This is a genomic window from Alloprevotella sp. (assembly GCF_057240785.1).
The window spans coordinates 93,476-106,237 of record NZ_DBHHRH010000002.1; the positions used below are offsets into that span (position 1 = coordinate 93,476).

The following is a 12,762-nucleotide window of genomic DNA, read 5'->3' on the forward strand; positions in this document are numbered from 1 at the left end:
TAGTAACAGAATCAATTTCCTGCAAAGAGTAGACTATAAAATTCGGTAAAACACAATAAGGACGCGCTTTGCGGCAAACAGTCTTCTCCATGTAGGGAGGAAGAAAGCAGAGCTCGCAAAGCGCGTCCTTATCTTATTGAAATGTCTGATTGTTTTAGTGTGGCTTAGAAGCGACTGCTGGGGGACAGGACAGCCGGGCCAGGACCGCCACCGGGACGTCCACCGGGACCAGGACGACCGCCGCGACCTTCTTTCCACTCACCGTCGCGCTTAGCATCAGCATCTTTTGAAGAACTGCCACCTGGGAAGATGTTCAACTTATATATAAGGTGTACCATGAAATAAGAATTGATGGCATTGTTCCAAGAGTCGCTGCGCATCTGCGCATTGAGCACGCGGCTGATATTGCTTTGCTGCTGGAGAATGTCATAGAACTGCACGCTGAGTGTCAGGTTCTTTTTCTTGAGAAAACTCTGACTGAGCTGAGCATTCCAAAGCAATTCATTTGTATTCATGGAGCTTACCGAATATCCACGGCGACTGCTCATACGGATGTCCGTGGAGAGACTCATTCCCCAAGGTGCGTTGAAATTGGCTTCAGCTCCATAGCTGAATTGCCAAGTGTTGAGATTGCTTGATGTTTGGATGCTGTTGCGCGAGTGCTGATAGTTCAGCATACCAATAAAACCTGCATCAAAAAAGGAGGCGCGATAGTTGAGGCGCAAGTGCTCACCCATGCTCAAGGTCTTATTGACATTTTTCTCCGCATTGGCAGAACTGAACACATTATTATAATACGCGGTGTTGTGCTGACTGCGTATAGCAGTAGATTGCAGATAGGCTGCCACAAGACTGCGCGTATGACCGACACCACTCACACGGCTCACATAACCTACATCGTGATTGAAGCTGAAATTAGTGAACGAGGAGAGTGTCCAAACCTTGTTTTTACCAAAGCCGAAATTGTACATACCATGTGCTCCCATGCTCCAGATACCATCGATATTTTCTGGACGAGAATAGCGCACACCTGTAGCGTCATCGTAGACAATGCGCGTGGAGATGGCGTTAGACGTTTGCGTGAAGTCGAAGCCGAAGAACATTCCTGCTTGCTGCTCTGGATTGTAGCCACGATACTGAACCTGCAACGTATTTACCCACGAGGGTTTCAAACCGGGATTACCCATAGTAATGAGCAGCGGGTTGCTATCATCCACCACGTCGAGCAGGTTCGTCATCGAAGGTTGCGATGCAGAGCCTCGGTAGTTGAACTCAAACTGATTGGTCTTGGAGAACTGGTAGCGGAAGCGCATTTGCGGGGAGACGTTGAACACTTTGCGTACCACGGTGGTATCTATGTTCTGTCCGGGGCGTTCGTACGCCAATTTTGTGCGGTGTGGATTGAAACTTACGCCAGCATCGAAACGGACTATTTTATTGTTGTAGCGCACGCCCAGATTCACACTATTATTGAAATAACGATAGGTGGCATACTGTGAATTGTAGTCATCACGCACTGCTTGCAGAACTTGAGCTTCGGTAGGAAGCGTTCCCAGTGGCGGATAAGCCAGTGGGTTGCCCCAGGTGAGCGAGTCGATCTCGTTCAGATTATAACGGCTGCGGTCACTATCTTGATAACGGAAGGAGTATTCATAACGCACCTGCGCGTTCCAATTTTTAGCAAAGGGTTCGGAATAGCCAAAGCGCAAACCATAATTATAGTTTTTATTGGGCGTCCAACTATACTGATTGAGGAAGCTTGCGGCCTTGCCGTTATAGTATTGTATATCCGAGATGGAATAGGTGCTACTGTGTCCCTGGCTATAGTTATAGTTTGCACGGAAACTTACATTGCGGCCCTTGCTTCCCAAGCGACGAATGATGTCCATGCTTCCACCCACTGAATTATTAACGCTACTGCCTTTCGAGAGCCGTTCGCTACGATTGACAGCAATACTGGTGAGGGCGGCGGCAGGATTGGCCGCAAAGATGCTATCCAGCGGCGAACCACTCAAACCATAAGGGTCGCTCTTAAAAGTAGCACTCCGGCTCTTGCTGCTGTTATGGCTATCGCTATGCGAGAACGTGGGGCGGATGTCTATATAAGTCATTGAGTCGGGACTCCACTCTAACTTCAATTCTCCACCAGCGTAAGTTGAGGACGAGAAGCTTCTGGAGAGGCTGTTCGCAAAGCTACTGGAAGAGCCACTGGTAAGGAATATCTCCGAATTGGTCTTAGCGAGAAGATCAACGCCTGTGTGGCTGTAGCGAACGTTTCCGCCCAACTCCAAACGGCCTGCTTCGCGCTTTTTCTTACCATTTTCCCATTCGAAGTCCAGACCAAACATTTTGCTCGAGGTAAGTCCGTTACTTCTGCCAAAGCCACGCGGTCCGCCGAAGCCTTCGTCGCCCGTATTATTGAGCGAACCGAAGAGGGAGACGCGGCTATTATCGGAGAAGCGAGTGGCAAAGAATTTCTCAGCATAACGGTCCTTATTACCCCACCCCAAATCGGCATTAACGATCCACGACTCATTCAGCTCGCGCTTCGTCATGATGTCTAGCACGGTAGTTTCTTCACCATCGTCGATACCTGTTTGCTCTGTGTAGTCGCTTTTCTTGTCATACGCCTTCAGCTTACTGACCATCTCAGTAGGCAGATTCTTCATCGCCACCTTTGTGTCGCCCTTGAAGAAGTCTTTACCGTTGACAAGAAAGCTTTTGACGGTTTTTCCGTTCCACTTAATCGTTCCGTCGTCGCTCACTTCCACGCCGGGCAACTGCTTAACGAGCGATTCGAGGGTGGAACCCGTTGGCGTGCGATAGGCCGAGGCGTTGAACATGGTTGTGTCGTCCACCTGCTGCACACGCGCAGCAGTACCAGTGACTACAGCCGACTGCAAGGTGTATTTGTCGCCCGCCAAACCTATGATGCCTAAATCAATAGAATCGTTGTTCTCCGTAAGCGTCACCATGCGGTCGGCTTTCGAATAGCCCACAAAGCTAACGCGCAAAATATACGCGCCAGGCTGTGCCACACGAAGTTTGAACGCGCCAATGCTGTCGGTCATTGTCCCAATGATTTTCGTGCTATCGAGCTTCATCAGTGTGGCGGAAGCAAACTCAAGTTTGTTCATATTGCGCTCGTCCTCTACGCTGCCCGTAACCACATATTTTTGGGCCAAAAGAGTTTGAGAGACGATGAGAGCAAGCAATGAAAAAAGAAGTCGTTTCATGCAATTACTTTCTTATAAATAATTCTGTTCCAATCATACTGACATAGCCCTCCCTAGGGCGATGTCGCTTTCTTAGGACGAATGGTGAAGGAAAAGGTTTAATTGCGATTCCCATTTTTAATAAAAACAATAAAGCAAACTCTAACTAATCTATCCAATAAAAAAGAGATGTTTTAGTTGTTGAAAATTTACAAGAAACATTTGGCGTTAAACAATTTTCTATGAATCTTTGTACCGCTAATTATAATAAAGCATACTAATAATTGTTATCATGCTATGTCATCTATACCTACAGTAGATAAGACACTTCATCGGACAATTAGTAAAACATGTCTTAGTAGAAGTTCCAACTGTGAAAACTCCGGGAATTTGCTTCGGAATACAAAAGAATCTTTACGATACAATGTATCATTGCCATCCTTATCAAGACAGACATGCTTATGGTCCGTCTCATACTGATACGAGTTGCTTTGACGAACTACGGATTTATGGTTTTTCTCATGCTGTAGTATATGAATCTACAACAGGGGAGTTCGTTTCCTATGAAGGTGTGCCTGAAGACGGTGAGGTTACAGAAAAAAATATGGATCGAAGTTTCCATTCAAATAGCGAAAGAAAAAAAGATATTAACAAATGCATAAAATCTTATTCATTTTAGCTGTTTTATTGAGTGTCCCATCATATGCTCAACAATGTATAAGAGGAGATAAAGACTTATTATTGTCCCTTCCCTCACTGCAATATGTGTCACTGGATGAAATGCGTGCGTCCTTTTTCCATGCAGCTCCGCATTGGGAATCCATACGACCTCTTGATAAAGAGTTGAATTCTAAAAATAAATCGTGCGAGAAACTTATTGGTTGGCCTCTGGGGACAGTCATGTTTGTCAGTACTCCATCAACGAGTCTTCCTTCGGGAAACAAGCATATCAATGCAGATTGGTTCTTTCATCTACGAACGGAAGAAGAGCCTTATGATTTTTGTGTGTCCAAATCAGATGCTTCGTTAATGAAGGAAGATACAAAGAGACTTGTCTCTGAACAAACAAAGTCAGATACAGCCAAAATTCCAGCTGTTTGGCTCAATGGTAAATTCTGCTTCATAACAAATCCTCTTCCATACTTTGGCTTTGTAGTCTCTAACGAATTCGGTTGTTTTGAGGTATTAAAAGGACAACGACAGCATCAAGCTTTTGAAACATATAAAAGTGCGTACTTTACTAAGGCCAACGAATATGCACTTTTCAAAAATAATGTCTCCTTTGTTTTCGATGGTGGAATACATTGGGACATTAAGCGATTGTTTGCTCAATCGTGCGTGATGAGTGAAGAGTTAAATGCTAAAGGTCAGCATTACAAATTATCTTCAGACACCGCTGATTACAATCTGATTGCCTATGTTTCATCTACAGGAAATATCAGCATAGATATTCTGACACCTGAAACTCTTTCAGACAGTAATAAGAAAGATGTAGATCTGCTTACTGACTACTTCACCCACTTACCAAAATGGACACTAACTCCCCTCTATGTCTCTGACGGCAGGATTCTTTCCGGACGTTACTATCACATTCAAAAAAAAGGAACAACATGGCGAATTATGGACTATCTCGAGGCAGCCGTGCGCAAAAGAATCCGGATAGAATTATAGAGAACATATTAGATTCTTTCGAAATATGAAGTGATAAATAGATAAAACAATAAAAGGTACATGTTTTTGATATAAACAAGCGGAATTTATCAGCATCTCAAATTAGCAAATTGAAAGATGCATTGAAACAAGAAGGCTGCAAAGTCCTAGATGAAAATGGATGTATTCATGTTGAAATAACTTTATAATACCAAATGTATGAAATATAGTAAGATCTTATTATTCCTCTTTTTTTTGCTATCAGTGGCAGGAAAAGGGCAGCAGGTAGACTATGCTGCGTCTTTCTCGTTGCGCAACTTGGATACCACCCCCTGGATGCAGCTCATTCCAGAAGATTTTGAGATGTCCTTCCAAATAAAAAATGGCAAAAAACAATGTGTGCTGAATATGACTACAGACGAGTTTGTTACAGCCAGAGAAGGATATATCGCTTATTTCTATCATGGAGAAACGGACAAGATTTCTTCTACAGACAGTGTTTTTCAATTGACCCTACAACCTGATTCGCGGAAAATACTTGATGTGCCTGCCAATGTTTCAAGCAAACAAAGTCATGCAAGTGATTGGAACAATTGGATAAGCAAAGGAGAATTAGAGCCTGTAACTTACAACGTCCGTTTGTTAAATGATGGTTATGGCATTCTCACTTCCTCTGTCTACACATCTGAGCGAGTCCTTGTGCCAACGACAACAAAAACAATCTTGAACAAGTATCCTATAAAGGTCTGGAAGCGTTTTTTCAATATTTTACGAGGATATTATAATGATTCTCCTGTTGATGAAATGTCTTTAATTAAAGCGAAAAGCACAAAATACGCTCGTCTTTTGTGCTCACTACTCCGTTCTCATCCTAATTTTCTCCCGGGATATTATGAGCTGCAAGCTATAGCAATGGACACGGTTGAAATGATAACTTATTTGAATAAGGGACTATCTATCTACCCTACCGATATACGCCTTTTAACTTTTAGGGCTTTGGCAGCAAAAGAAACTGGCGACAAGGAAAATGCAGAGCTTTTTTTCCGAAAGGCAGAGCGCTTGTGTAAAGAACATCTTAGCGTCCAGCCAAGAGATTGGAACACTCACATCCGACTTCTCTTCATCAACTATCAGTTGACGGCTGATAAAGAACAACTACGCTCACGTGTAAATCTATTAAAAACACAAATCCCCCATCTCACGAAGGATGAAGGAGAACGCATTGATGCCTTTTTACAGATAATCAGCGAGTAAGAATTCTTTTTAATACCTCTTCAAACCCTTTTCTTGTTAATGGGATTTGAAGAGGTAACAGATGTTGGAATAAAGCCCCATGGTGTGAGTTTTATCAACATAATTCTTGTAGGGAATATAATAGTAGAAATAGGTAATCATGAAAGTCTCATTAAAAAGGAAGGATTCTATTATCAATTAGTTGCATCTCAAACCGGAAAGTTGAAGGAAGATTAATCTCTATCCTTTTACGCCTCTTTCCTCTTCATAGCTCGCCGCGTTTGGAGAAGCACGCTAAGCACCACAAGGCCTATGCCCAAATAGAACGAAAAGTTCAGTTCGCGCCCTTCACCAAAGAAGACGAACGCCATGCAAATGGTATAGATGGGTTCGAGGTTGTAGCTCAGTTCCACCGTAAAAGCGGGAAGCGTTTTGAGGGCGGCAATCTGCAAGAGATAAAGGGCTACGGTGCAGAACAAAGACAGGCCGAAAATCCACATAAGATCCACCGTTTGCGGAAGCACGAAGAGCGTGGGCACATCCGTAAATGCTGCAAGATAGAGCGGAACAAGCAACGTAAGCACTGCGAAGCCGCCCATCATCTGATAAGCCAACGCATCACGCGAACGCACTTCTTGAGAGTATTTCTTGAGAAAAATGGCGGCCACCGCTGCCGTGAAAGCGGCCACACTACCTATAGCGATGCCCAAGCGGTAGCGGCTGTCGAGTGAGAAGATGCAAAGGAGACCGGCAACGGTGATGAGAGAATAGACAAGCTCACGAGGAGAGAATTTCTTATGGAAAACGAGCGGCTCGACAATGGCAGTAAAGAAGCCCACAAGGGCGTAGCACACCACACCAATGGAAACATTGGCATACTGAATACTGGCGTAGAACAACACCCAGTGGATGCCCAACAAACCGCCGCAAGCAGCCAACTGCAAAGCACGCTTGAGAGAGATGCGCGGAAAACCGATGAACACGACCAAGATGAGTGTGGTTAGCAGCATTCGCCACCACGACAACTGGGCGGCATCGAGCGACACCAACCTACCGAACAATCCAGTGAAACCTGCCAGCAGGACAGAGATATGCAATTGCAAGAAAGCTTTTCCTTTCTCCGATAGCATCATAAGGGCCTATTTGTTAAGCGTTATATAATTTTTTCAGAGCAAAAGTAATAAAAAAATCTAAAGACTACACACTATCAATAGCGTGGGCAGTTCGCTTTTCGCATTGTCCTATTTTATCTCTATCTTTGTCCGTATGAAACGATTATTAGTGCTGCTCTTTCTGCTCGGCAGCATCATCCCGATGACGGGCCAAACCATTGTGGAACTCCGAAAAGGAGCTACAACCGTGCGTTCCAAAAACCTCCACGACTACGACGTGCAGACAAAGGACGCACGACAAGAACGTGAAGATTCGCTCAAGTATGCCGACAATCTGAAGTGGGCATATAATTATCTGCATTCCGATTCGCTCGCTGCCGCCGAACGTCTCTTCCGCGAATGTTTGCAGCTTCGTCCGAAAGCGCCAGGCAACAATATCGTGCGGCGCAGTTTGGGACAGATTGCACTTGCGCAAGGACGCTATCGCGAAGCCATAGAGACTTTCACCGAGGTGCTTCGCCTTAATCCGTCGGATCATGGGGCACGCATGGACAGGGCTACAGTTTATCTGCAAGATAACAACCCGCAAGCGTGCATCACCGACTGCGATTTGCTGATGCCGGCAGCACAAACCGACTCGCTGCGGGAGCGGCTCTACTTCTTGCGCGGAGCGGCTCATCTGCAAAACCGACAGTACAGCAATGCGCGCAACGATTTGGAAAAGGTGCTTTCGTTTAATCCTTCCAATACGAATGCGCCCATCCTGCTGGCTATGACGCTCGAAAAGGAAGGACGGCCGAAAGAGGCACTCCAACGCATCAGCATCTATATCAATGCACATCCCCAGGACCTCAATGCGCTGCTCTATCGCATCCACTTAGAAGAGGAACAACAAAACTTCCCCTCTCTCCGCAACGACTATGACCAAGCGCTGCGCCTTGCGCCCGACAATCGCGAGCTCTATGTGGGACGAGCTGGCGTACTGATTCAGCAAAAGGACTTTGGTGCGGCACGACGCGACCTTGATAAGGCGGTGAGTCTCGGTATGCCGCGTGCTGCGCTCCGTGAGCTCTACAAGCAACTGCAATAACATCCATCGGTTTGTTTCATCTTTTTCTGATTGAATGAAGAAACTTTTTCTCATACTCCTACTCTTCTCTACCGTTTTCTCGCTTCTTTCGGCTCAGCCCGCAAAGGTGGAGAAGAAAGATTACCGCGCCGTGTGGCTCACAACGCTCATGGGGCTTGACTGGCCCAAGACGCGCGCCAACAGCGCTGAGGGCATCACTCGCCAAAAGCAGGAACTCATCGACATCCTCGATCGGTTGCAGCAGGCGGGTATCAACACAGTGCTTTTCCAAACTCGATTGCGTGGAACAACAGCTTATCCCTCGGACATAGAGCCGTGGGACGGAGCTTTCACTGGTACGCCAGGAAAGAGCCCCAACTACGATCCGCTGCGCTTTGCTCTTGACGAGGCACACAAACGCGGAATGGAACTCCATGCTTGGGTGGTGGCGTTCCCTGTTAATAAAGTGGCGGATATGAAAAGACTGGGCAACCGCTCGCTACCGCGCCGCCATCCGGAGCTTTGTCAGCTCAGTAACGACCAGTATCTCATGGATCCTGGCGTACCTGCAACGGGCGACTATATTGCGTCTATCTGCCAAGAGATTGCACAAAACTATGACGTTGATGGGATTCATCTCGACTACATCCGTTATCCCGAAAACGGCATCCGCTTTAATGACGCGCAAACTTATAAGCGCTATGGACAGGGGCTACCGTTCAACCGTTGGCGTACGGAAAATGTGACGCGCGTGGTACGTAAGATTCGCTGCGCTTTAGATAACGTCCGACCGGGTATTGTGCTGAGTTGCTCGCCCGTAGGAAAGTACGCAGACATGGCTCGGCAGAGTTCGCGGGGCTGGAATGCGCGCGATGCGGTGCATCAGGATGCGGTGGCATGGCTCAACGAGGGAACGATGGATGTACTCTTCCCGATGATGTACTTTGATGGGGATAATTTCTACCCCTTTGTGCTCGACTGGAAAGAGCGTGCTCAGCGCGGCGCAATAGTTCCGGGATTGGGGCTCTACTGCTTATCGGCGAGCGAGAAGGACTGGCCGCTCGTTGCGCTGCAACGCCAAATCAATTTCTTGCGCACGCAACATCTCAACGGCTTCTGTCTCTTCCGCAGCAAGTTTCTGACGGACAACGTAAAGGGAGTGTTCGACTGGCTCGCCCACGGCTACGACAACGACCCTCTGCAAGCCATGGGTGGCATCTTCGAAACACTTCGCCAACAAAAGAAACCGACAGCAGTGTCTCCTTCTGCGGATTCGCAGAAAGTGCCTCGCCTCAACGTGGATGCAGAAACGTTTGTCGTGGTGGACAATACGGGACGAGAAATACGTCGTTTCCGCCCTGACTCGGTATTCAGCACAGTCGATCTCCCTCACGGCTTCTACCAACTCCGGGCTCTCGGACGAAAGAAAGCCAATCACAAAATCATGGACTTTAGAAAATAACGAAAAGATGAAACACGCGCTTTTACTGCTGGTTATATTCGGTAGCCTTTCTTATTCAGCTACGGCTTCCAACGGACTTCTCCACCGCGACAAACTGACGCAGCGCGACAGTGCGGCTTTAGAACTCGTTCAACTTTGGAGTTACGCTCAAGGGGCACATGATGTGCTTCTGCAAAGCCCCTCACCAATGTTGGTCAATAATATGGCTGTGGCCGACTCCATTTGCTTTGACCGCGCCATCCAATTTATCCGTCACTACGGCTACCCTACTCCCGTTCTTTTGGGCAAATATGCGCATCTGAAGCAAACAGAAGTGCTCATTCCCATACTGCTGCGCAACCGTACCCGCCTTGCAGCTCCCGACATCCGCGAACTGTTGCAAAACGAAGTCAAGGCGCATCGCCTCAGCCGCAAAGTGCTCAACACGTTATTAGAGGAATAAGTCACTGACTTTATACAACAAACAACGGAAGACTTTACCCACTGGGGATAAAAGTCTTCCGTTGTTTTATCACTCAACCCGACTAACGGGTAGAAAGGACTTAGGCAATGGTCAAGAGAACTGCACCTTCGAGCACACTATCGCCCGCCTTAACAGCAATACCGCTGACAGTACCATCTGCCTCGGCCGTAATATTATTCTCCATCTTCATGGCTTCAAGAACGAGAACATTCTCGCCCTTCTTCACCTGCTGACCAACTGAAACGTTGATTTTCGTAACAACACCTGGTAGCGGAGCTTTCACAGGCGTACCTTCACCTGCACCAGAAGGAGCGGCTTCAGTAGCAGCCGGAGCGGCAGCAACAGGAGCTGCTGGGACTGCGGACGGAGCAGCAGTTGTTGTTACATCGGGCAGGTTATCCTCAGAGAGCTGCGAGTTCTGCATCTCTACATCAAAGGGGATGCCGTTAACAACCACCTTGGCCAACTGACCTTGAATCTCGTTAATGGTCACGTCATACTGCGCACCATTGACTTTATACTTATATTGCTTCATATTTTATGATTCGTTATGAATGTATGGTTAGAAAACTTCGCTCGTAGGCACTGCGACATCGTCAGAACAGGATGAGCCACCCACAACTGGGCGCAACAAACTAACGGGATTACCCCATAAGGAGCGATGATGCTGCAACGTGATGACATCTGATTCGTCGTCGTGGACAACTTCGATGTCGTTCTCCAGCAAAGCCAGCGAGATGACAGCAGCATAAGCGGGCATTTCGCTTTCTGCCACCTGCGGATATTCTCCATCAACAAGGATATCCGAAATCGTACTGTCTTCGCCACTTACACGGATGCAAAGTTCACGACCATTGATGTTATATTTGAACGTCTTCATTTTGAAAATGTGCTAATAGGTATATACGAAAATATGGGAATGGAAGAATCGCACAGAGGTACAACTTCGCCCACTCACACATTTACACATTTTATAAAGGAATATTACCGTGCTTCTTCACAGGACGCGTTTCCCGCTTATTCTGCAGTTGCGCCAAAGCGCGAATCACGCGGAAGCGAGTGTTACGTGGCTCGATGATATCGTCAACATAACCATATTCGGCAGCCTTATAAGGATTGGTGAAAAGCGTATTGTATTCTTTCTCCTTTTCTGCCAAGAAAGCCTTGGGATCTTCCTGTGTTTTGGCTTCTTTGCCATTGAGGATGGCAACCGCACCAGAGGCACCCATCACGGCAATCTCTGCGCTGGGCCAAGCATAGTTGAGATCGGCCTTGAGCTGCTTACAACCCATCACGATGTGGGAACCGCCATAGCTCTTACGCAGTGTAACTGTCACCTTGGGTACAGTGGCTTCGCCGTAAGCATAGAGCAATTTTGCACCATGGTCAATAACGGCATTGTACTCCTGGCCTGTTCCGGGCAAGAAGCCTGGCACGTCAACGAGACTAACGATAGGAATATTGAAACAGTCGCAGAAGCGCACGAAACGAGCTGCCTTGCGGCTGGCATTGCTATCGAGAACACCGGCATAAACACTGGGTTGATTAGCCACAACACCCACACTCTGACCGTTGAAGCGAGCAAAACCTACAATGATATTACGAGCAAATTGGCTATGAACCTCCAAGAACTCACCATTGTCAACAATCGCAGAGATAACCTTATACATGTCGTAGGCCATGTTGGGATTGTCGGGGATAAGTTCGTTGAGGGAATCCTCTTTGCGGTCAATCGGGTCTGTACATTCCTTCACTGGAGCTTTCTCCATATTGTTCTGAGGAACATACTCGAGCAATTTGCGAATCAGAGCCGCAAATTCTTCTTCTGTCTTAGCTGTGAAATGAGCCACACCGCTCACACTACTGTGCACACGAGCACCACCCAAATCTTCCTGACTTACGTCCTCGCCCGTCACTGTCTTTACCACTTTCGGACCAGTAAGGAACATATAACTAACGCCTTCCAACATCACAACAAAGTCGGTCAAAGCGGGGCTATATACAGCACCACCAGCACAAGGACCGCAGATACCAGAAATTTGAGGAATCACACCGCTCGCTTCAATATTGCGTTGGAAAATCTCACCAAAGCCCGCCAGCGCGTTGATACCTTCCTGGATGCGCGCACCGCCTGAATCGTTCAAACCGATGCAGGGACAACCTTGCTTCATGGCCAAATCCATCACTTTGCAAATCTTCTCCGCCATTGTGATTGACAGTGAACCGCCATTCACGGTGAAATCTTGAGCAAAGACATAAACAAGGCGACCATTGATAGTACCTGAACCAGCCACTACACCATCGCCCAAGAATTTCTTCTTCTCCATTCCGAAATCGGAACAGCGATGGAGTTTGAACATATCCAATTCCTCAAAAGAACCCTTATCGAGGAGCATGTCGATACGTTCACGAGCCGTAGCCTTACCTTTGGCGTGCTGCTTGTCGATAGCGATCTCACCACCGCCCATGCGGGCTTTCTGACGAAGTTCGACGAGCTGCTTGATTTTTTTCATTTGTTCACTCATAGAGCTTTATTTTATGTTTTAGCTTACACCTTT

Annotated in this window: 11 protein-coding genes; 6 read left to right on the forward strand and 5 right to left on the reverse strand. The window is 46.9% G+C overall.

The window, feature by feature from the left end; translation table 11 throughout:
• Positions 1-164 precede the first annotated feature (164 nt).
• Positions 165-3,236, reverse strand: coding sequence for an outer membrane beta-barrel protein (locus tag ACO4R2_RS00695; protein WP_484768796.1), 3,072 nt, complete (start codon positions 3,234-3,236; stop codon positions 165-167).
• Between the two features lie 633 nt (positions 3,237-3,869).
• Between ACO4R2_RS00695 and ACO4R2_RS00700 the strand changes: the two genes are divergently transcribed.
• From ACO4R2_RS00700 to ACO4R2_RS00710, 3 genes are all read left to right on the forward strand, one after another.
• The gene (locus ACO4R2_RS00700; protein ID WP_484768797.1) at positions 3,870-4,886 is read left to right on the forward strand and encodes a DUF5030 domain-containing protein; all 1,017 of its coding nucleotides are present in this window, start codon (positions 3,870-3,872) and stop codon (positions 4,884-4,886) included.
• A 198-nt stretch (positions 4,887-5,084) separates the two neighbouring features.
• The gene (locus tag ACO4R2_RS00705) at positions 5,085-6,119 is read left to right on the forward strand and encodes a tetratricopeptide repeat protein (protein ID WP_484768798.1); all 1,035 of its coding nucleotides are present in this window, start codon (positions 5,085-5,087) and stop codon (positions 6,117-6,119) included.
• Between the two features lie 39 nt (positions 6,120-6,158).
• Positions 6,159-6,335, forward strand: a complete 177-nt coding sequence (locus ACO4R2_RS00710; RefSeq protein WP_484768799.1) for a hypothetical protein — start codon at positions 6,159-6,161, stop codon at positions 6,333-6,335.
• An 11-nt stretch (positions 6,336-6,346) separates the two neighbouring features.
• Here ACO4R2_RS00710 and ACO4R2_RS00715 read toward each other — a convergent pair whose 3' ends face one another.
• Positions 6,347-7,231 carry a DMT family transporter gene (locus ACO4R2_RS00715; protein ID WP_484768800.1) on the reverse strand — a complete coding sequence of 295 codons (885 nt, stop codon included), beginning with the start codon at positions 7,229-7,231 and terminating at the stop codon, positions 6,347-6,349.
• Between the two features lie 133 nt (positions 7,232-7,364).
• Here ACO4R2_RS00715 and ACO4R2_RS00720 point away from each other — a divergent pair, with 133 nt between their 5' ends.
• From ACO4R2_RS00720 to ACO4R2_RS00730, 3 genes are read left to right on the forward strand one after another with little or no spacing between them, the layout of a single operon-like run.
• Positions 7,365-8,300 (forward strand): tetratricopeptide repeat protein, encoded by a 936-nt coding sequence (locus ACO4R2_RS00720; RefSeq protein WP_484768801.1) that lies wholly within the window; start codon positions 7,365-7,367, stop codon positions 8,298-8,300.
• A 34-nt stretch (positions 8,301-8,334) separates the two neighbouring features.
• Positions 8,335-9,741, forward strand: coding sequence for a glycoside hydrolase family 10-like protein (locus ACO4R2_RS00725; RefSeq protein WP_484768802.1), 1,407 nt, complete (start codon positions 8,335-8,337; stop codon positions 9,739-9,741).
• A 7-nt stretch (positions 9,742-9,748) separates the two neighbouring features.
• Complete coding sequence (locus tag ACO4R2_RS00730) at positions 9,749-10,183, forward strand: hypothetical protein (RefSeq protein ID WP_484768803.1); 435 nt, start codon at positions 9,749-9,751, stop codon at positions 10,181-10,183.
• A gap of 100 nt (positions 10,184-10,283) precedes the next feature.
• On the opposite strand, the gene ACO4R2_RS00735 is transcribed toward ACO4R2_RS00730, so the two are convergent.
• From ACO4R2_RS00735 to ACO4R2_RS00745, 3 genes are all read right to left on the reverse strand, one after another.
• Positions 10,284-10,739, reverse strand: a complete 456-nt coding sequence (locus ACO4R2_RS00735) for a biotin/lipoyl-containing protein (RefSeq protein ID WP_484768804.1) — start codon at positions 10,737-10,739, stop codon at positions 10,284-10,286.
• A gap of 27 nt (positions 10,740-10,766) precedes the next feature.
• Positions 10,767-11,084 (reverse strand): hypothetical protein, encoded by a 318-nt coding sequence (locus ACO4R2_RS00740; protein WP_311490685.1) that lies wholly within the window; start codon positions 11,082-11,084, stop codon positions 10,767-10,769.
• A 91-nt stretch (positions 11,085-11,175) separates the two neighbouring features.
• Positions 11,176-12,729, reverse strand: a complete 1,554-nt coding sequence (locus ACO4R2_RS00745; RefSeq protein ID WP_484768805.1) for an acyl-CoA carboxylase subunit beta — start codon at positions 12,727-12,729, stop codon at positions 11,176-11,178.
• Positions 12,730-12,762: the final 33 nt, after the last annotated feature.